Consider the following 21,127-nt stretch of genomic DNA (forward strand, 5'->3'; position numbering starts at 1 on the left):
ATGTATAATTTTTCTGACACCTCTACCTCCATTGTTGTGCAAGCCGTGCTGTTAACGCTAATTGCAGGGTCTTTTGTCACTTGGACTTTAATCTTGGCCAAATCTTTACAGGTATGGTTAATCCGTAAACAAAATGTTAAATACAGAGCGGCATTCTGGAGCGCACGTAATTTTCAATCAGCCGCAGATCTGAAAGACCACAACGGCCCTGCCTATCGGGTGGCAACAGTAGGATTTAATGTATTAAAAGACATTGACTCCAACACTGCCAATGATTTACAGCACTTTGGCGATAGACAAGATGTATTGGAGCGCGCATTACGCCAGCAAATCCAGAAAGAACGCGTCACCAGAGAGAGCGGCCTAGTGGTACTGGCCAGCATAGGTAGCACAGCACCGTTCGTTGGCCTGTTCGGCACGGTGTGGGGCATCATGCACGCACTCTCTGCCATCGGTAAAACCGGCTCTGCCAGCTTAGATGTAGTAGCTGGCCCCATTGGCGAGGCGTTAATTGCAACGGCAGTGGGTATTGCCGTCGCCGTACCAGCAGTATTGGCTTATAACTTCTTCTTACGCAGATTAAAAACCAGCAGTAATAATCTGGATGACTTTGCTGAAGACTTAATTACCCTGTCACGCAAAGCAACGTTCAGAAAAAATACTGATACAACCGCTAACCAAGGCGAAAAAGCCGTGGTGCATAACCTGAAAGGAGCGGTAGCATAATGGCTTTTTCCTCTCAAAGCGATGGGGATGACTTACTAAGCGAGATCAACGTCACTCCTCTAGTGGATGTAATGTTGGTGCTGCTGGTGGTGTTTATTGTGACTGCCCCGCTGCTCAATAACGCAATCACCGTTAACTTACCTAAAGCGAGTGCAACCAAACTAGCGGACTCCAGCACACCGGTCACCATTAGTGTGAATGCAGAAGGTAACGTTTACCTTGATAAACAGGCTGTGACACTGGCAGCACTGGAGCCTGAGTTAAAATCAAGGTACAACAGCAACCCGGACCAAACCTATCATTTAAATTCAGATGAGTCTGTTAAATATGGTTCAGTAGCCAAAGTCATGGCTGCAATTGAGCGCTCTGGCATCACTAAGCTTGCGGTAATTACTCAAGCAAATTAGAGCAATCAATAATCACCATTCCTCTAAAAAACCTAAGTTAAAACCAAAATAAAAAGCCCATGCATTTCTGCATGGGCTTTTTTATGTTCACTATGTTTAAAATCTAAGCAGCAAGTGCCTGTGCTGCTTTGTTCTCTAATAAATTAAGCGCTTGATTAACTGCTGTGTTAACACGCGCTTCAATCGCCTCGCTATGTAAACGGTAATCGATAAACTCATTATCGCGTGCATAAATGGCGGTAGGCGCTGTGGTGACACCAAAAAAGCTAACCAATGGTCTTAACTGATACTCCAGCACTAGTGCATGCTGGTCGGTGCCGCCAGTGGCAGCCAACACGGCAACTTTACCAACTAATAATTTTGGATCCAGCAAATCAAAAAAGTGTTTCAATAAACCGGTATAGGATGCTTTGTACACAGGGGTGCCAATAATAATTAAATCAGCCTCGGCAATCGCCGCATAAGCATCAAACAGCACTTTAGGGAAATCATTATAAGTCACGGTACTGCCTAACTCGGGAGCAAACTGTGCAATATCAATCAGGGTATGTTTGGCATGTACCTTCTGCGTTACGTTGTTAAGAATATTTTCTACCAATGCCTTGGTACGGGATGGCGCGCTGAGGCTGCCTGAGATAGCAACAACTTTCATTTTTTAATCCTTTGCGAATAATGCGTCAATTAAGTAAAACGTACCCATTAACATCAGCACGATTCATGCCTGCATTTAATGGCTAAAAATGGTGTTTTTGCTCGGTTTTCTGGTTAAAAAAAAACACCCCTGCTTGTTATGAAGCAGGGGTGTTGCAAAGTAAACAACATGGCAGCTAACTATTGAATCACGCCAAACTGTTTCAGCAGGGTACGTAATATGTTTCTACTAATGCCTAGCACCCGTGCGGTTTGCACCTGATTTTGGCGGCAATATGCATAAGCAGACAACACTAACTTGCGATTCACCGTTTCATATAATTGCTCAGGTTCGGATTGAATAATTTCGTTAAGCGCTTTATCCAAGGTGCACGCTTCATTGCTTGCATAATGCAAAGCATTATCCGCAGCCACGCCTGGCGATGAACCCGCTGCCAACTGTATCGCTGGCAAATTTAAATCGCGCGGACGCAGCTCATTACCATCACTCACCAATAACGCACGATGAATAACGTTCTCAAGCTCACGAATATTGCCCGGCCACGGGTAGTCATGCAGCAGCTTAATGGTTTCGGGCGCCAATATCGGCTGTTTTGTATGCAGGCGATTTTTGTAGATGGACAGAAAATGCTCGGCTAACGGCAAAATATCACCAACTCTATTACGCAAAGGTGCAATCTGAATCGGCACCACGTTAATCCTATAGTACAAATCCTCCCTAAAACGGCCAGCTTTTACTGCATCTTCCAAATTAACATTGGTTGCTGCCACTAAACGCACGTCAATAGGCGAGGCCTTTCTGGAGCCGACACGCACAATCTCACGCTGCTGAATAACGCGTAATAGTTTAACTTGTGTAGATAACGGCAAATCGCCAATCTCATCCAAAAACAAGGTGCCGCCATTAGCACTTTCAAACCATCCTTGCTTGCTGGATACGGCGCCGGTAAACGAGCCTTTCTCATGCCCAAACAGCTCACTCTCTACCAAAGACTCAGAAAATGCACCGCAATTAATCGCGGCAAATGGGCCATGTTTACGTGGGCTTAATGCGTGCAAGTGGCGCGCCACTAACTCTTTACCTGTGCCAGTCTCGCCCATAATAAAAGCGGTAACATCACTAGGGGCAACCCGTTCAATCAGTGACAGCAACTTGCATGACTCTGGGTCTTCAAACACCAGCGCACTTGCCCTAATTGAAAGGCTAACCTGATTGAGATTTTTAAAGGTGATGACGGGTGGGCCGCTTCTTGCCTTATATTCAGCCTCACCATACTCGTTAAATTCTATATGCCCCATAAAGTACCCCTAATGCAATTCAGGCTGGATAATATAACGGCATATATATAACTTTTAATATTTAAAACTTATATATTAAAAACTAACAATTATAACGAACTGCTAATCTGTTGACCCAAGCCACGCTCAGGCAATCTTGTCCTGCTGCTTGTCCGTACTAATTTTTTATCGTAAGCAAGCGCATGGCCACTCTAGCGAATGAAGCAATAAAAAACTCAAATCTGTGCTTTAACTACAAATAATATATTGTACACAATTTAATTGTGAAGTATTATATATCCATGACGAATACTACAGCACCCGATAAAAGTCTTTCAGCAACCAAAGTGTCGAATGTCGACTTGCAACTTTGCTTTGCGCTCTACTCAGCCTCATTGAGTATGACCAAGACATACAAACCTTTGCTCTCAAAGCTAAAGCTGACCTATCCACAATATTTAGTGTTATTAGTGTTATGGGAAAAAGATGGCATGACCGTCAATAGTATCAGCGAACGATTATTTTCAGACTCTGGCACGTTAACACCCTTGCTTAAGCGTTTAGAGAAACTAGGCATGATTCAACGCCAGCGTGCGCGCGAAGATGAGCGCAAAGTCATTATCACGCTCACAGAAGCAGGAAGGCTACTGCAAACAGAGTCGACTAATGTGCATAGTCAAATTGCGTGTAGTACTGGCTGCACAATCACCGAACTACAAGCGTTAAATAATCAGCTTATTATGCTTAGAACCAATTTGATTAAGAATTTAAATACTGTTTAACTGAACTACCTTTATTTAACGCGCCCATCACTTTTTATACTTAGGACAACATGATGAAAACAAAGAATAGCTTGATTAAAAGTTTTGCCCTCACCGCCCTAGTTTTAAGCATTTCTAACGCTTATGCCGAGAACGCATCTATCGCAGAAGGCGATAAGCCAGTCGTTGAACAAATTGTGAATACACTCACCAAGTTATCCGGTGGTCCACACAAGGGCTACCGCGCCAACCACGCCAAGGGCATTGTGGTGCAGGGTGAATTTATACCAGCAAAATCTGCGGCCAGCCTCAGCAGTGCCGCGCACTTGCAAGCAAAAGCCAGCGCTGTCACCGTGCGCTTTTCAGATGCTACCGGCCTGCCAACAATTCCGGATGCCGATGGCAACTCGTTTCCTAAAGGCATCGCCATCCGCTTTCAGCTCCCGGACGCAACTTATACAGATATTGTGAGTATTTCTACCAATGGATTTCCAGCAGCGACACCTGAAGACTTTTTAGGCCTGCTCAATGCAATTGCTGCGAGTGGTCCAAACGCTGCCAAACCAACGCCAATTGAACAATTTTTAGGTTCACACCCTGCCGCACTCAGCTTTGTGCAAATGCCTAAACCCGCGCCTGTAAGCTTTGCAACCGAAGCTTTTTACGGTGTAAACGCGTTTAAATTCACTAACGCACAAGGGGCAACCCAGTATGGCCGTTACCGCATCACCCCAATCAACGGCACAGAGTTCTTAACCAAAGAACAAACCGCCAATGCCGCGCCTAACTATTTAATAGATGAGCTACCAGTGCGCTTAAGCAAAGCACCTGCTAAGTTCAAAATTTCAGTGCAATTGGCGGATAAAGATGATGCCGTGAATGACCCTACAGTGGTGTGGCCAGAGACAAGAAAGCAAGTAGAACTAGGCACACTTACCCTTAAAAATGTAGATGCCAATGGCTTGGCGTTTGAAAAAGCTACTATGTTCAATCCGCTTAACTTAGTGGATGGCATCGAAGAATCTGATGACCCAATATTACTAGCGCGGCCTGCCGCTTACGCAGTGAGCTATGGCAGACGCCTAGGCCAGTAATTAGCTCAGTAATATAGCCCTAAACTGAGGATTTACTTTATCTACCAAGCTAAATCCTCAGTTGCCTAGCCCTCCATCTGCATGATGCAAAACACCACCATAAACGTCATTACCCATTGATTTTTATCAACTAATTATCAAGCCCTCTTTTGCATTAATTGTCATTTGCATTTCTTGTTGTAAACACTCATAATCAACCCGACGTCTAAAAAAATAATAAGGAACCCTATGTTAAATTGGGCGGCCGTTGTTATTAATACCGAGATTTATCAGCTGCAATGAGCCAGCGCAGTCTAAATAGTCTGCCTCTGATCTTGGCAACGCTGCCGCCTTGCCTTGCCTTCTTCGTACAATGGGAATATGGAAATGACGTGCAGCCGTTTGCATGGTTTCTGTTTTATCCCGCAGTTTTTCTAAGCGCGTGGCTAGGTGGCTTGCGTGGCGGATTACTCGCTACCTTCACTTCTGTCGCCATCGTCTGGTGGTTTTTCATCCCTCCCGTATTTTCATTCAGCCTGCAAAGCCCTGTTTCACTGATTTCTATCGGCGTGTTTACACTGATGGGGGTTGTTTTTAGCGTGGTGCTGGGTCGCCAGCGCAAATTTATCCAAGAGGTTGCACAGGCAAATGCGTCTTTACTGTATAGCGAAGAACGTTATCGCATGTTATTTAATTCGATGGATGAAGGCTTCTGCGTGATTGATATGCTTTATGACGCGGATGGCAAGGCGATTGATTATCGCTTTTTAGAAATCAACCAAGCTTTTGAAAACCAAACGGGGCTAAAGCAAGCTTTGGGCAAGACGATTCGTGAGATGGTGCCCAATCATGATACGTATTGGTTTGAAATCTACGGCAAAGTAGCACTCACGGGCGAAGCCATTCGCTTTGAAAACCGAGCCAATGCGATGAACCGGCATTACGATGTGTTTGCATCACGCATCGGGGGGGATGGTAGCACGCAAGTAGGCATTCTCTTTAAAGATGTCACCGAGCGTAAGAAAAACGAGCAGGCGCTGGTTTCAGCTAAAGAGCAAGCAGAGCTTGCGAATCGTGCCAAAGACTCCTTTCTTGCCACCATGAGCCATGAAATACGCACACCGCTAACTGGTATGCTGGGCATGCTGGAAGTGCTCTCCTTAACGCCCCTAGACCATGAGCAGAACGAAACACTACAAGCTGCCTGGGATTCCGGCAGAAGCTTGTTACGCATTGTGAGTGACATTCTGGACTGGTCAAAAATCGAAGCAGGAAAACTGGAGCTATCACCGCGTGCTACGCACATTCACCAGTTATTGCAAGAAGTAGATAACACGTATTCACGCGTCGCCAGCGCAAAAAGCCTCATGATTGTGCAGCACTCAGACCCGCGGCTCAGCCCAGCACATATAGTTGATCCGTTACGGTTATCACAAGTATTAAATAACTTTGTGAGCAATGCGATTAAATTTACCGAACATGGTGGAGTTGAAATCCGAGCCGAACTAGTCAGCCAGCAGGAGAATAGCGAAACCATACGCTTCTCTGTAAAGGATACCGGCATTGGCATGAGTAAAGAGGTGCAGCAGCACCTATTCCAGCGCTATCGTCAGGAAAGTGCAGATACCGCACGCATGTACGGCGGTACTGGCTTGGGGCTCGCTATTTGCCGCCGCTTGGCCGAGTTTATGGACGGTAAAATTGAGTTAGAAAGCGAACTAGGTCACGGCTCTACTTTTAGCCTTACTTTAACGCTGCCTGTTTCTAGCGCTTTAGCAGAGACCTTGCACAGCCAGCACCCAGAAGTAGCAAGAAGGAACGTGCAGCCTTTATTTGACTATAACAACCACGCCCCTCTTATCCTCGCAGTAGATGACCACCCCATCAACCGCAACTTGTTAGCACGCCAGCTCAAATTGCTTGGTTTACGTTCTAAAACTGCTGAAAATGGACAATCGGCACTGGCCATGTGGCGAAATGGCGGTTTTAACATGGTCATCACCGACTGTCACATGCCAGAAATGGATGGTTATGATTTTGCTCAAGCCATACGCAAAATTGAGGCAGAAGATGCCAGACCACGCACACCAATCGTTGCCTGGACGGCAAATGCGCTAGCTGAAGAAAATGAACGCTGCAAACTCGCAGGCATGGATGACTTATTAGTGAAGCCCGCCAATTTAACGCAATTGAAAGAGGTGCTCATTAAATGGCTCAACATTTCAGCAAACGATGAGCACCAAAGTGAAGTTTCGATCTCTGCATTCACCAGCCATAACAACAGCCCCATCGACTTTGATATATTGAAAGAAGTGGTACCCGACAGCATTGAGCAAACTCAGGTACTCACAGAGTTTCTGACCTATATTCGTGGAGATAATCCTAAACTGATAGAAGCGCTAGAGCAAGGTGATCAAGCCAGTGCACAGCGCATGGCACACCGCCTGAAAGGGTCTAGCCGCATGGTAGGCGCAACACAGCTCACCAAAATATATACCTTCATAGAGCTGGCGGCAAAAGGCAAAGAGCTCGCTAATCTTCAAACAACAACGGCGGCATTAAATGAAGCCATACAGCAGTTTGAAACATGCCTACTTGCAATAAAAACCCCAAAAACAAAATAAAAAGTGGAAAAATCATGCAAACGAAAGAGCTCAATATTTTAGTAGTTGAAGACGATGATTTTCAGCGTCAAATGGTCATTAATATGCTGCGTTCACTGGGGGTGGGCTCGATACATGATGCAGAAAACGGCCAGCTAGCCATTGAAATGGTGCGTGGAAATACTGAAAAACTGGTCGATATTATTATCTGCGACTTAAACATGCCAGAGATGGACGGCTTAGAGTTCTTACGCCACTTAAGCCAGGAGCGCCACAACGTTTCTATTATCCTGATGAGCGCACTCGGTGGCAGGCTGCTGGGCTCGGCGGCACGGATGGCAAAAATGTATGGCATAAAATTGCTCGGCGCCATTGAAAAACCCGTTGCACTAGTACAGCTCAAAAGCATGCTACTTAAATATGAACGCTCGGAAAATAAATGGCTAGACGCAGCAAGCATTGCAGATGGTTTTATGCTGAAAGATATCCTGCAAGGAATCGAAGCCGATGAGTTTGAGCCATTCTTTCAGCCTAAGATAGATTTAGCCACCGATCAACTTGTAGGCGCTGAGGTATTGGCACGCTGGAACCACCCCAGACTGGGCGTGGTTGGCCCTCATGGCTTTATCCCACAGCTTGAGCAAACTAATAATATTGAAGGCCTAACCTTTATGATGCTGGAAAAAGCCTCCCTCGCCCTGCGCGATTTTCACGATAAAGGCCATACCTTTAGTCTATCCGTGAATATCTCGCTAGCCTCACTGGATGACACTGCATTTGCCGACAAAATTACGCGTATCGTCCGAGAGGTCGGGCTTGAGCCTAACCACATTATTTTAGAAATCACCGAGACTGCGGCGATGTCATATGCCGCACATGCTCTGGAGAATCTAACGCGTTTATGCATGAAAGGATTCACGCTATCCATTGACGACTACGGCACCGGCTACTCCACCATGCAGCAACTGACGCGCATTGCATTTAGTGAGCTTAAGATTGATCAGTCTTTCGTAACCGATTTATCAGATAGCGAAGCAATGCGTATCGTGGTTGAATCCAGCATAGAAATGGCACATAAACTACAGGTTAAAAGTGTGGCCGAAGGCGTAGAAACACAAAAAGACTGGAATACACTGAAGCGCTTGGGTTGTGATACTGCACAGGGCTTCTTTATAGCTAAACCAATGAATCTGGCCTCATTTGTAGATTTTGTGCACAATAATTAAACGATTAGGCTAGCTTTAGATTGATCTACAGTTTTCTTCCGCGCTCGCCGCTGTAGGCACTACACGCTGCATCGCAGGTTAAGGTGATGCAGCCAAAAGACGACTACTTCTGATAAAAGTTAAAGCGGTTACGGCCTTGCGCTTTGGAGTCATACAGAGCGATATCCGCTTCCTTCAACAGTTCTTTAATGCTGACAGGATGCGCTGGGTCGTAAACCGAAATCCCTATGCTTAAGTGTATTGTGATTTCTTTATCCAGCACTAACCAGGGGCTAGCGAACACCTCAGTCAGCTTATTTGCGATTGCATGGACATTGTCTAAAACTTTAAACTCTTTCAGCAGCACAATAAACTCATCGCCGCCTACGCGGCTCACGGTATCAGTATCACGCAACGTGGCTTTAATGCCATTAGCCACGGTTTTAATCACCTCATCCCCAAAATCATGGCCATAAGTATCGTTAATTTTTTTGAAATAATCGATATCAATAATGAGGATTGCCATCATTTTGTGTAAACGGTTACAGGCGTAATAAGCCGCATCCATACGATCCTGCAACAGCCTGCGGTTTGGCAGATGCGTCAAACTATCCAGCATGGCTTGTTCAGATAGCCTGCGCATTGCGTGAATCATGCGATAAACCATTACCCCACATAACAAACTGAATAAAACCCCAATGATCTGGTAAACAAACAATTGATTGGTAAATGTGTTGGTATGGTTTTTAATCGCCCACTCCCATTTGCCATTGGGCACGATACTAGTCTGCTTATAAGTGTTTTTATCGGCAAACAACTGTGGATCCCCATAAAACACTTGCTTACTCTCATAGGAGCGGATAGCGAATTGATGATTTTTGGGAGTGTTTTTGAAGGCTGCATCTAAAAACTCATCGGTATCGATGACCGTAGACATGATTCCCCAATACTGATCATCTAAGTATATCGGGTAGCGATAAACAAAGCCCTTGCCGCCTTGTATTAAGTCAATAGGGCCATCAAACACGCCTTGGCGAGTATCAACAGCCTGCTTCACCTTGGGCCATTGTTTGGGAATATCGCGGAAATCCTTACCTATTACTTTTAGATTATTAGCCTCAGGGTATACATAAGTGATTTTGTAACCCACGGCCACACCCAAATTACGGACATGTTTAGAGCGCTCCCATAAATCTTTAAGGATGAATTTAATTTTCTCGGGGCGCAGGTCATCTCTATATGCTGAGATAAAACTGGCCATGCCATTAGAAATAAACAAAAGTGAATTTAATTCACGGTCTACTTCAGTCCAAAGCAAATTGCCATAAACAGACGACTTTAGCGTTTCATCTGCCTTCAACTTCTGCTTTTGCAAATTAAGAAAGTGATTTAGGAAAAGAAATACAACTAGCGCAGTGATCACAGCGGCTACGAGGCACTTAAGATTCCATCTCTTATCTGAACTCATAAATTTCGTCTGTATCAATGGTTTATATATGCAATAGCATCAGTAACAACGGCTTGTAAGGAACCTTCTTGGGCCGACAATCTTCCATTATCGGCTAAGCTCAAAGCTTATTTGAGACTTACTAGCATAGTAACATTACTAAAAAATTGTTTAACAAATTGTTGCCTGCGCTCAGCCCTAAACACAACGACACAAACCCAAAGCACCAACTACATCAGTCTAGTTACATTTGCCAATTGTTCATTTAAATGAAAAGTAATTTACCATTTAACCATCTAGTGCACAAGTTTTCATCTCCGTATAGTGGAACCGTTCCAGCAACAAACAAATTAAAACACTAAACATTATTAAAAAAGGGAAATGAAAATGAACAAACCATACGTACGTCTAGACCGCGATAACGCAGTAGTGTTACTAGTAGATCACCAAGCAGGCCTGTTATCTTTAGTGCGTGATATTGAGCCAGACCGCTTTAAGAACAATGTGTTGGCGCTAGCAGATGCTGCTAAGTACTTTAAGTTACCAACGATATTAACCACTAGCTTTGAGAATGGCCCGAATGGTCCGTTGATGCCAGAGTTGAAAGCGATGTTCCCAGATGCACCATTCATTCCACGTCCAGGCCAGATCAATGCGTGGGATAACGAAGATTTTGTGAAAGCGGTTAAAGCCACAGGTAAGAAGCAATTGATTATTGCTGGTGTGGTGACTGAGGTATGCGTGGCGTTCCCGGCATTGGCTGCGATTGAAGAAGGGTTTGAGGTGTTTGTGGTAGCGGATGCTTCCGGTACGTTTAATGAAATGACACGTGATGCGGCATGGCAACGCATGGCAGCAGCTGGTGCGCAATTTATGACATGGTTCGGTGTGGCTTGTGAGTTACATCGTGACTGGCGTAATGATGTGGAAGGTTTGGCGACTTTGTTATCTAACCATATCCCGGATTATCGTAATCTCATTACTTCTTTTAACGCGCAAAGCGGTAGTAAATAGTGCATCAAACCAGAAGGGGAATATTCCCCTTCTGCCCCGCTTGTTATTTGCCTAAATTAACTCGCCATTAAACCTGCATTTTAGAATTTTTAATCATGACCAAACAAATCAAAACAACTGGCGTGGTACCCATGCGCTTAACGGCAGCGATGATGGCCGGTGCAATCACTTTTCCAGCCTTAGCCGCAGATTACATCGTTGCCGACAACCAGCAACATGACGCACAATTCGTGCATCCTCATGAATCTATCCTCGCTGAGGATGTACCATTTGGGGCGCCAAATGCTAAGCCACCGCCTTATACCATCCTGCGCTACACCGAGCGCTATTCATATCTGGCAGACCCTGCAAAACGCATAGACCCTTTTGATACCTACAAATACATTCCGTTAGCCCCTGAAAATACTGAAAGCTACCTCTCTTTCGGCGGCGAAATACGGGAGCGTTATGAGCAGTATCACAATCAAGCCTTTGGCATCAAAGGTGCAGCCAGTGACCATTATGGCTTACAGAGAATCATGCTGCATGCGGACCTGCATGCAAATGAACGCCTACGCTTCTTTGTGCAAGGCATATCCAGCGTACAGTTTGGCGGCGAGCAAAAGCTAGACGTAAACCAGAACCCGCTCGACCTACAGCAAGCCTTTGTTGACTATACCTTTGGTGACCCAAGCCCGAATGGGAACAGGCAAACCGTACGTGCCGGCAGATTCTCCATGAGTTACGGCTCTGGTAGATTGATTGCCACCCGCGCTGGGCCCAATACCCAACTGAAATTTGATGGCTTACAGTTTATTCACTCTAACGAAGGTAATAAGAAACTGTATGCGTTTATTGCCCGCCCGGTAAAAGAAGATAGATACGAGGCCGACAGGCCAAATCAGGCGCAAAGTTTTAGTGGCATTTATGCCAGCACGCCCTTAAATGCCACATCTGGCGCCAGTGTGGATGCTTATTACCTCAACTACCGTAATGAAGAAGCGGCATATGTGGGTGCCAAAGGGGTTGAGAACAGGCACACCTTAGGCATGCGCTGGTTTGGCAAGACTGGGCAATGGGATTACGACTGGGAAGCTGTGGCGCAATTGGGCGAAGTTGGTGACCAAGAGATTCGTGCATGGACATTTGCCAGCGATACCGGTTACACCTTTGCTGATACGGCTTGGCATCCGCGCCTAGGCATTAAAGCAGATATCGCAAGTGGTGACCGCAATAAAAAAGACGGCAAACTAGAAACGTTTAATCCACTATTTTTTAAAGCCAATTATTTCAATGATGCCGCGTTTTTCCGCCCGGCCAACTTGGCAGACATTCATGCCTCGCTACAGATGCAGCCTAGAGAAGACCTGACCATCACGTTTGGCAGTGACTTCATTTGGAAACATAGCAAGCAAGATGCAATTTACGCAACCACTGGGCGTGTGCTTTTACCCGCTACAGATGCATCCAAATATGTAGGCACTGCATTAGAAGCCGCAGCCCAATGGAAAGTTAACCGACACATGGTCGCCACCGCATCCTATGTGCATATGTACACAGGCTCACAAGTAGACAAGGCCGGTGGCGGTGACATTGATTACCTTGCTACTTGGGTTAGTTTTATTTGGTAGCGCCTTAAAAGTTAGCACTATTTCGCGCAAAGGCATGTTGTAGATTTAGATTCTTGCGTGCGCCTAAGGCCTTATCCAGCCGACCATTGCTGTCATGCTATACTCGCTTCAAACTTTTAACAGGCAATGTTTAAGCACTCACCATGATTCAATATAACCCAAAAGACTGGATTATTTTTATCTTCCGTTTTCACGAATCGGATACCTTTAGGCGCCTTATCCCCATGATGATATTCATAGGGCTATACGCTGGCGGCATTGCCTACTTGGAATTAGAGTTTTGGCAGCTATCCGAAAAAAGCCATGTGAAAAATATCCCGCTAATGCACACCACAGTCGGTTTTGTACTGTCATTATTATTGGCTTACAGAACTAACACCGCCTACGAGCGGTGGTGGGAAGGCAGAAAACAATGGGGCGCCCTAGTCAACAACAGCCGCAACCTAGCGCTTAAACTTTCTGCTTATTTACCCGAAGAAAGTGACCGCAATTTCTTTAGAAAAGCCATTCCGACCTATGCATCGGTACTTTCTAAACATTTAGCCAATGAAGAAGTCAGCCAAGGACTGTTTGAAGGGCTAGATTTAGAAATCGACCACCACAAACACAGCCCCCTGCAAGTGGCTAGGCTGTTGTTTCAGAAAGCCAATGAGCTATACACCACAGGCAAAATCACAGGCGACCAGTTTTATATCATTAAAGATGAACTCCAATCGTTCACCGAAGTTTGCGGCGCATGCGAACGCATAAAAAACACACCAATCCCCTATTCTTACAGTGCATTTATTAAGAAGTTCATCTTCTTTTATGTGATGACACTGCCGTTTGGCTATGTGTTTAATTTGGGTTACTACGTGATTCCAGTGGTCGTGTTTATTTTCTATGTGCTAGCCAGCTTAGAACTGATTGCCGAAGAAATTGAAGACCCGTTTGGCGGCGATGATAACGACTTACCCACAAAAAAATTGGCTGCGAATATCAAAAAACAGGTAGAAGAATTGCTTTAACAATCAATAGCCCACCCTACTTGGCTGCTCAGGTTCAACCTCAATCATGCATAGCGTGCGCAGTACCGATGGCTGTACGCCAGGCCATCACTTTTTGCTCAAACGATAGAGCTGCATGTGCCGGGCTGGTTGATGGTAAGCGCATATAGTGGATAGCAGTATGCTTGCATGTGGGTAATACGTGCTTTTGATAACACTTTGCTGCTGCAGCACCGTTGAAACACACCCTTGTAATATGCGGGTGCTGCGCTAGAAACGCATTAAAGTCATTCACTTCGATTGAGTCGTTTTTAATCGCGGAATCCAGACTACCTTCACGGTAACATGAATGCAAAACATCCCATAATGCAATACCAGCAAGCGTCAGTGCGGTAACACGTTGCGCATAAGGCGCCTGCGGATCAAACCCAATAAGCTCCCCCATTATCTTCCAAAACGTATTGCGCGTATGCGCATAATATTGCCCAGCCTTAAGTGATGCCTCCCCAGGCATGCTGCCAAGTATCAGTATGCGTGCAGAGTTATTGGCTATCGGCTCAAAACTTACAATACGAGCGCTCATGGTACTCATCCGTGAAATAAAACAAGGGTATGCTAGCACCAATGGTGAAAACATTAGCGCGTAAAACTTGCGTCTAAGAAATGAGAAAAGCCGCTAATGAGCGGCTTAACATGCGTTGTTTTATTCATAACGCCGTTGAGAAAAAGCAACCGTTAATACCCACCTCGTTAGCGGTAGCCACCGTCATGATCATGGTCTCTATCCTTGTATCTATCTCTGTCACCATCTCGGTCTCTGCCATCACCACCGCGACCTCTATATCTGATTTCTTTAGGGTAATGGCTGCGAGGTAAGTCTAGCCAAGGCCCTGATCGTGAATGTGAATAACGCCAGTAGTGATTATCGTAATAATAGTAATACCCTTGTTGATAATAATAAGGCTCTGCACCAAACTCCACAACAACAGGCAAAGCCGGCGCTACAACAACCCTATCTGCGGGAGTAACCACGCAACCACCTAAGAGCAAAACTACAAGTGGTAAAACCATACGCATTTTGGACATTTAACGTCTCCTTTCGGGCGAGGCATCAAAATCCATCATTACTCACCATTCGCCCTAACAAGCCTGCAAAACTAAAACCACATCTAACACATTGCTATTACAGCCTTTAGATTCCCTACTTAATAATCTATTTGAATGCCTAAACGGGAGATAGTTTCTTACAATAAAGAATGCGATTCAGAGTATGATTCGCTTAATATTGGTGCAATTGTGGCGAAAGCGTTTTAATTAGGGGTGGTATGGGACAAGCTAAATACAGAGGCTCGCATCAGCAGCGAATAGTTCAAGCAAATCAGCGTTTGGCAAGTGAAGTTAAATCAGCCAAGGATTCAGTGCTTAAAAAAAATAATACTGATGAAATTAGAAACAAAATGGCACAAGTAACAGTAGAACAATTCGCAGGCGAATTAAGGTTGCCAACAGAGTTATTATTAGAGCAACTAAAAAATGCTGGGATAAACAAAGTTGCTGATGATCAAATAAGTGAAGCTGATAAAACGGCATTGCTAGTCCACTTGCGTAAAGAGCACGGTACGATTGCGCCTAAAAGTAAAATTATGCTCACACGTAAGTCCAGCACGGAAATTAACAAGGCAGGCAATACGGTTCGGGCACGTACTATTCAAGTTGAAGTGCAAAAAAAACGTGTTTTAGAACCTAATAATAATTCTGTAGATATAGAGCCGCATGTATCTCGCAAAGGTTTTCTAAAAATTCCAAGGCTTCACTTGGAAAATTTAGGACGTTTTCAAGACTTGCGGATTGATTTTGCATTAAATTCAAATGTAACCGTATTTGTTGGTAGAAATGGTGCAGGCAAAACATCAATCCTTAAAGCCTTAGCAACTTCATTGAGTTGGTTTGTGGCTAGACTGCGTAGAGAAAATGGTAATGGAAGCCCAATTCCTGAAATTGTAATTTTTAATGGGATGCCTTCAGCAAATATTGACGTGACTTTATTTGATTATTCAAATGACACTTTTAAATCAGACGCAGCAGTTGGAGCATACAGTTGGAGTTTGGCTAAAGTACGTGCTGGTAAAAAGGGAAGTCATGTAAGTCAATTGAACGATCTAACTAGATTGACAGATGAATATCGACACACCTTTACAAAAGATAGCAATGCAAGCTTACCTTTAATTGCTTTTTATTCTACAGAGCGCGTTGTCTTAGATATTCCACTCAAAATTAAAGGGAAGCATAGCTTCCTACAATTAGATGGATATCATAACTCACTAAATCAAGGTGTTGATTTCCGTACATTTTTCGAGTGGTTTCGTGAACGTGAGGATGCGGAAAATGAATCAGTAGTTTCACAGAAGGCTATTGATGACTTACTTGGCGTTTTTGAAAACAACCCAAATATCCCACCTAACATACAACAAGAGCTTTGGGGTACATTGAATAAGCTCAACGCAAGCTCAAAAGATAGGCAATTAACAGCAGTGCGCACCGCAATTTACAACTTCATGCCAGGGTTTAGTAAATTGATGGTGAAACGTAAACCGACATTACATATGTCTATAGAAAAAGAGAGTAAAGCGTTAAATGTGTTGCAATTATCGCAAGGCGAAAAGTCATTAATGGCTTTGGTGGGAGATATTGCTAGGCGATTGGCAATGATGAACCCAGCACTAGAAAACCCACTTACTGGCGGAGGAATTGTTCTAATTGATGAAATTGAGATGCATCTTCACCCAGAATGGCAACAAACAGTTGTTGGTAATTTAGAAAAAACATTTCCAAATATCCAGTTCATCATAACAACGCACAGCCCACATGTTTTGAGTAGCATTGATGCGTCTTGTATTCGTCTACTTCGCCAAGAGGATGATACAGAAACCAGTAATACAGTCACCAGTATCGAAGAAGTTCACACGCAAACTAAAGGCGTATCTAGTGCAGATGTGCTAGCAGAAATCATGGGGGTTAACCCTGTGCCAAATGTTCCAGAAGCAAAGGCACTGTCTGCCTACCATGCCCTAATTCAGGAGAATCTACATCAAACTGATAACGGAATGGAATTGCGCAAAAAACTTGATGCTCATTTTGGATATACCCATCCAGTAATGTTTGAATGTGAACGGATGATTCGTCTGCAAGCCTTAAAGCAGAAGTTTCCAATATCAAGCAAGGAATAAGGGGATGCATAAACTTATTCGCGGTGCTGCCCCACGTTGTTTGGCGAAATTTCAGCATGGAAGAGATAACTGGGGTAACGTTGATAGTAGTTCCAAGTCTGAAATTTGGATCGAACTAGAAACTATGCAAGGCGCGCGTTGCGCCTATTGCGAATCTGATATAAGCATTGGTAAAAAGCATATTGAACATTTTCGGCAAAAAGGGCGAGACCCTAAAGTTACATTTGACTGGAGTAATTTGTTTGGTTCTTGTATGCGAAAAAATAGCTGTGGTAAACATAAAGACGAGATTCCACTGTATGATTCAGCAAACCTAATTAAACCAGATAATGAAGACCCAGAGATTTTTTTAGTTTTTTCGGCAGATGGCTCCGTGCATCCGAGAGCTAACATATCCGAACAAGACTTTTTGCGTGCTAAAGAAACCATCAGGATATTCAATTTAGATGATCCACTGCAACAAATTAGGAAGAGTGCTGTTTGCGGCTACGTACAGACTGCTGAAGTGTTATATAAGCTTGCAAGTGAGCTTCCAGAGGAGAATGTTATGGAATTATTACTTGAAGAGATAAATAAAACAGCAAACTTACCATTTTGTACTGCCATCAAACACGTTCTACTGAATCAAGCCTAGGAGGAAGAGGGCTAGTGAACAGCTGTTGTAGAAATTATCTTACTGAACTCGAAGGTCTGGTAATCAACCGTTATGCTAGACATAAATAATGTCGAAACAAGAAAAAAAGGAGCCGAAGCTCCTTTTTTACTTTAACCGCACTTACTTTCACCACAATTCAAGCAAGTCAAACACCCATCCATAATAATGCTGGCTTTGGTGTTACATTTCTTACAAAGCTGCGCACCTTTTGGGAAGCCTTCTTCATTGACTTCTTCGCCTGATTTAGCGTGTTTTTCCAGGTATTCTGCTTTTTTCTCTTCTACCAATTTTTGTTGGTGTTCATCTAGGCCTGGCTTTTTAAGCATACCGATTTCTTGCAGGTGTTGCTCTACTACTTCGCCAATTTCTGCCACTAGGCTAGGTACAAACTTACCGCCCTTTTTGAAGTAGCCACCGCTTGGTTCGAACACGCTTTTTAGCTCTTCTACCAAGAAAGTCACGTCGCCACCTTTACGGAACACGGCTGACATCACGCGTGTTAGGGCAACAATCCATTGAAAGTGCTCCATGTTTTTGGAGTTGATAAACACTTCAAACGGGCGGCGGTGCTCTTGTGGTGTGCCTTCGTTCATCACGATATCGTTAATGGTGATGTAAAGCGCGTGCTCGGTGACTGGTGTTTTGATTTTGTAGGTGTTGCCTACCAATTTCTCTGGGCGGCCTAACGGCTCGCCTAGCTGCACAACGTTAGATGCGGCTTCTGCTACTTTGGCTTCGGCAGCTTTTGCTTTGTCTTCTTCTGACACTAGGTTGTAGCTAACGATTTTCTTTTCAATTTTAATTGCCATGTTGTTCTCCTTTTGAGGTTGCCCTCACATTTATTCGCTCTTGTTTTAAGCGTTGCGTGTGCAGTTAAGACAAGGCGGGTTTAAATTTTTTACCGGAATGTACAAGTAGTACATGAGGATTAAAAATTTAAACGCAACGCCGTATTAACAAACAAAGCAGCTTAGAACTTGCCGTAGTAGCCTTCTTTTAATGCATCGTATAAATTCGCTGCCGAGTGAATCTCACCATCATACTCAATCTCATCATTACCTTTGGCTTCAATCTCAGTGCCGTCTTCTAAGGTAAATTTGTAAGTGGTGCTTTCTAAGTCTTTCTCTGTCACCAATACGCCTTGGAATGCTTCAGGGTTGAATCTGAAAGTTGTGCAACCTTTTAGGCCTTTATCATATGCGTATAGATAGATGTTTTTGAAGTCTTCAAAGTCATAATCGGTCGGCACGTTAATGGTTTTTGAAATTGAGCTATCAATCCATTTTTGTGATGCGGCTTGAATATCCACATGTGCTTTGGCCATGATGGTTGAAGAATCTAGGAAGTAATCCGGCAATTGCTCTTCTGGCTTATCGCTAAATGGCATTGCATTTGGGTTAATCAACTCACGGTAAGCTAATAACTCATAAGAGAACACGTCTACTTTCTCTTTTGATTTTTTGCCTTCACGAATCACGTTACGTGCATAGTGATGCGCGAATGATGGCTCGATACCGTTACTTGCGTTGTTAGCCAATGACAATGAAATCGTGCCGGTAGGCGCGATTGAGCTATGGTGTGTAAAACGTGCGCCTTTGCTTGCGATTTGGTTACGCAAGCCTTCTGGGAACTGCTGCATGTAGCGGCTGTATTTACCCAGCAGTACTTTACCTGCGATTTTTTGGCCTACTTTAATGCCGTCTGCCGCCATTTCTGGGCGTTTTGCCAGCATGTCTGCGGTGACTTCAAACTTCTCGTCCATGATAGGGGCTGCGCCTTTTTCTTCGGCCAATTGCACACCTACGCTCCAACCTTCTTCGGCCATCACGCGTGTGACTTCTTCTGTGAACTTGATTGAATCTTCTTCACCGTATTTCATTTTCATCATGGTGAGGCTAGAACCTAAACCTAGGTAGCCCATGCCGTGACGGCGTTTGCGCATGATTTCATCGCGTTGTTGTTGCAATGGCAAGCCGTTGATTTCCACCACGTTATCTAGCATACGCGTGAAAATCGCCACCACTTCGCGGTATTCTTTCCAGTCAAAGTAGGCTTCGTCGGTAAATGGTTTTTTCACAAAGCGTGTGAGGTTAACTGAACCTAACAAGCAAGCGCCATAAGGTGGCAATGGTTGTTCGCCGCATGGGTTGGTTGCGCGGATGTTTTCGCAGAACCAGTTGTTGTTCATTTCATTGACGCGGTCGATCAAAATAAAACCTGGCTCAGCAAAGTCGTAGGTTGAGGACATAATTACATCCCACAAACGGCGTGCTTTGATGGTTTTGTATACGCGGCATGCTACTTTGCCTGCATCTACGCCATCGGTTTTAGTCAGGTATTTACCCTTGATTGGCCACTCGCGCCATACTACTTGGCTTTCGTCGTTAACATTCAAACCATCAATAATGGATTCTTTTTCTGTGACAGGGAATGCCAGTTTCCATTCAGCATCCGCTTTTACTGCTTCCATGAACTCTTTAGTGATGAGGCATGACAGATTGAATTGGCGTAAACGGCCATTTTCACGTTTTGCTTTGATAAAGTCTGTTACATCTGGGTGTGAGATATCAAACGTTGCCATTTGCGCACCACGACGGCCACCCGCAGAAGAGACGGTGAAGCACATTTTGTCGTAGATATCCATGAAAGATAATGGGCCGCTGGTGTAAGCACCGGCACCCGCGACAAACGCGCCTTTTGGACGCAAGGTAGAGAACTCGTAACCAATACCGCAACCTGCTTTTAGGGTTAAGCCTGCCTCGTGCACTTTACCTAAAATATCATCCATGCTGTCTGAGATAACGCCAGACACAGTACAGTTAATAGTAGAAGTGGCTGGTTTATGCTCTAACGCACCTGCGTTAGAAGTAATACGACCAGCAGGGATAGCACCACGGCGCAACGCCCATAGAAACTTCTCATGCCATTCAGCACGTTTTTCTTCTGTGGTTTCTACATCCGCCAAGGCACGCGCTACGCGTAGATAAGAGGCATCCATGTCGGCATCAACATTTTCGCCCTGCTTAGATTTCAAACGATATTTTTTATCCCAAATATCTAGTGAAACAGGCTGAACCGGGATTTCTTTTTCAACATCTGTACTTGAATTCTTAGCAGCATCTACGGCTTTTAGCATTATTTAACCCTCTTTATTGGTAGACTTAAATCAGCGATAAAACAATGAGATAAGTCTGTATTATTTAACGGCAACGCAGTTGAAGATGGTAAGCACACACTAACTTTTCAACACCACCACAACCATGCGTTAACCACTATATATTGTGTTTTTTTAGTAATTTAATCATTCTGTAGTGGTAGGTCAAGCTGTTTTTCTATAAATATTTTTATCCAAAACAGCAAATTTCTCTTGCCAAATTTCAAGGCCGCACTGGCGCTGGCTTAGGGCAAATCGGCAAATTAAATCTACTGCAATGCAGCTTAAAAAACTATATGAAAAAATTTATGCGAAAATACAACAACTCCA

At 44.2% G+C, this 21,127-nt stretch carries 18 protein-coding genes and 1 pseudogene; 12 read left to right on the forward strand and 7 right to left on the reverse strand.

Annotated elements, in window-relative coordinates:
• Together C3Y98_RS03965 and C3Y98_RS03970 are read left to right on the forward strand one after the other, a co-directional pair.
• A complete protein-coding gene (locus C3Y98_RS03965) occupies positions 1-726 on the forward strand; it encodes a MotA/TolQ/ExbB proton channel family protein (protein ID WP_135276816.1) in 726 nt (241 codons plus the stop codon).
• Positions 726-1,133, forward strand: a complete 408-nt coding sequence (locus C3Y98_RS03970; RefSeq protein ID WP_135276817.1) for an ExbD/TolR family protein — start codon at positions 726-728, stop codon at positions 1,131-1,133. Before C3Y98_RS03965 ends, C3Y98_RS03970 begins: the two co-directional genes overlap by 1 nt.
• A 103-nt stretch (positions 1,134-1,236) precedes the next feature.
• Here C3Y98_RS03970 and C3Y98_RS03975 read toward each other — a convergent pair whose 3' ends face one another.
• Positions 1,237-1,785 (reverse strand): NAD(P)H-dependent oxidoreductase, encoded by a 549-nt coding sequence (locus C3Y98_RS03975; protein ID WP_135276818.1) that lies wholly within the window; start codon positions 1,783-1,785, stop codon positions 1,237-1,239.
• 179 nt (positions 1,786-1,964) lie between these two features.
• Positions 1,965-3,083 carry a sigma-54 interaction domain-containing protein gene (locus C3Y98_RS03980; RefSeq protein WP_135276819.1) on the reverse strand — a complete coding sequence of 373 codons (1,119 nt, stop codon included), beginning with the start codon at positions 3,081-3,083 and terminating at the stop codon, positions 1,965-1,967.
• A 281-nt stretch (positions 3,084-3,364) separates the two neighbouring features.
• Here C3Y98_RS03980 and C3Y98_RS03985 point away from each other — a divergent pair, with 281 nt between their 5' ends.
• From C3Y98_RS03985 to C3Y98_RS04000, 4 genes are all read left to right on the forward strand, one after another.
• Entirely contained in the window at positions 3,365-3,844 is a 480-nt protein-coding gene (locus tag C3Y98_RS03985) for a MarR family winged helix-turn-helix transcriptional regulator (RefSeq protein WP_135276820.1), read from the forward strand.
• Positions 3,845-3,897: 53 nt separating this feature from the next.
• Positions 3,898-4,917, forward strand: coding sequence for a catalase family peroxidase (locus C3Y98_RS03990; RefSeq protein WP_135276821.1), 1,020 nt, complete (start codon positions 3,898-3,900; stop codon positions 4,915-4,917).
• A 278-nt stretch (positions 4,918-5,195) separates the two neighbouring features.
• The gene (locus C3Y98_RS03995; protein ID WP_135276822.1) at positions 5,196-7,520 is read left to right on the forward strand and encodes an ATP-binding protein; all 2,325 of its coding nucleotides are present in this window, start codon (positions 5,196-5,198) and stop codon (positions 7,518-7,520) included.
• 14 nt (positions 7,521-7,534) lie between these two features.
• A complete protein-coding gene (locus C3Y98_RS04000) occupies positions 7,535-8,725 on the forward strand; it encodes an EAL domain-containing response regulator (RefSeq protein ID WP_135276823.1) in 1,191 nt (396 codons plus the stop codon).
• Positions 8,726-8,828: 103 nt separating this feature from the next.
• Here C3Y98_RS04000 and C3Y98_RS04005 read toward each other — a convergent pair whose 3' ends face one another.
• The gene (locus C3Y98_RS04005) at positions 8,829-10,064 is read right to left on the reverse strand and encodes a sensor domain-containing diguanylate cyclase (RefSeq protein WP_245234315.1); all 1,236 of its coding nucleotides are present in this window, start codon (positions 10,062-10,064) and stop codon (positions 8,829-8,831) included.
• A 474-nt stretch (positions 10,065-10,538) separates the two neighbouring features.
• On the opposite strand from C3Y98_RS04005, the gene ycaC reads away from it, so the two are divergent.
• The 3 genes from ycaC (at position 10,539) to C3Y98_RS04020 (ending at position 13,782) form a co-directional block, all read left to right on the forward strand.
• Positions 10,539-11,165, forward strand: coding sequence for an isochorismate family cysteine hydrolase YcaC (gene ycaC / locus C3Y98_RS04010; protein WP_135276825.1), 627 nt, complete (start codon positions 10,539-10,541; stop codon positions 11,163-11,165).
• A 95-nt stretch (positions 11,166-11,260) separates the two neighbouring features.
• The gene (locus C3Y98_RS04015) at positions 11,261-12,775 is read left to right on the forward strand and encodes an alginate export family protein (protein ID WP_135276826.1); all 1,515 of its coding nucleotides are present in this window, start codon (positions 11,261-11,263) and stop codon (positions 12,773-12,775) included.
• A 143-nt stretch (positions 12,776-12,918) separates the two neighbouring features.
• Positions 12,919-13,782 carry a bestrophin family protein gene (locus C3Y98_RS04020; RefSeq protein ID WP_135276827.1) on the forward strand — a complete coding sequence of 288 codons (864 nt, stop codon included), beginning with the start codon at positions 12,919-12,921 and terminating at the stop codon, positions 13,780-13,782.
• A 40-nt stretch (positions 13,783-13,822) separates the two neighbouring features.
• Here the strand turns inward: C3Y98_RS04020 and C3Y98_RS04025 are convergent, their stop codons facing one another.
• Positions 13,823-14,344 carry a DNA-deoxyinosine glycosylase gene (locus C3Y98_RS04025; protein WP_209308736.1) on the reverse strand — a complete coding sequence of 174 codons (522 nt, stop codon included), beginning with the start codon at positions 14,342-14,344 and terminating at the stop codon, positions 13,823-13,825.
• A gap of 167 nt (positions 14,345-14,511) precedes the next feature.
• Positions 14,512-14,847 carry a hypothetical protein gene (locus tag C3Y98_RS04030; RefSeq protein ID WP_135276828.1) on the reverse strand — a complete coding sequence of 112 codons (336 nt, stop codon included), beginning with the start codon at positions 14,845-14,847 and terminating at the stop codon, positions 14,512-14,514.
• A gap of 371 nt (positions 14,848-15,218) precedes the next feature.
• On the opposite strand from C3Y98_RS04030, the pseudogene C3Y98_RS12830 reads away from it, so the two are divergent.
• The 3 genes and pseudogenes from C3Y98_RS12830 to ptuB all read left to right on the forward strand — a co-directional run.
• Positions 15,219-15,503, forward strand: a pseudogene (locus C3Y98_RS12830) (translation initiation factor IF-2 associated domain-containing protein); the annotation flags it as partial.
• Positions 15,480-16,988: an AAA family ATPase gene (locus C3Y98_RS04035; RefSeq protein ID WP_245234318.1), complete on the forward strand. Its 1,509-nt coding sequence runs from the start codon at positions 15,480-15,482 to the stop codon at positions 16,986-16,988. The pseudogene C3Y98_RS12830 and the gene C3Y98_RS04035, both read left to right, overlap by 24 nt.
• A 4-nt stretch (positions 16,989-16,992) precedes the next feature.
• A complete protein-coding gene (gene ptuB / locus C3Y98_RS04040) occupies positions 16,993-17,622 on the forward strand; it encodes a retron Ec78 anti-phage system effector HNH endonuclease PtuB (RefSeq protein WP_135276830.1) in 630 nt (209 codons plus the stop codon).
• Between the two features lie 131 nt (positions 17,623-17,753).
• Here the strand turns inward: ptuB and C3Y98_RS04045 are convergent, their stop codons facing one another.
• Both C3Y98_RS04045 and C3Y98_RS04050 read right to left on the reverse strand, forming a co-directional pair.
• Positions 17,754-18,452: a TSCPD domain-containing protein gene (locus C3Y98_RS04045; RefSeq protein ID WP_135276831.1), complete on the reverse strand. Its 699-nt coding sequence runs from the start codon at positions 18,450-18,452 to the stop codon at positions 17,754-17,756.
• 161 nt (positions 18,453-18,613) lie between these two features.
• Positions 18,614-20,779 (reverse strand): adenosylcobalamin-dependent ribonucleoside-diphosphate reductase, encoded by a 2,166-nt coding sequence (locus C3Y98_RS04050; RefSeq protein ID WP_135276832.1) that lies wholly within the window; start codon positions 20,777-20,779, stop codon positions 18,614-18,616.
• Between the last annotated feature and the right edge of the window lie 348 nt (positions 20,780-21,127).

This window comes from Methylotenera oryzisoli (genome assembly GCF_004661485.1).
Lineage (GTDB): Bacteria > Pseudomonadota > Gammaproteobacteria > Burkholderiales > Methylophilaceae > Methylotenera > Methylotenera oryzisoli.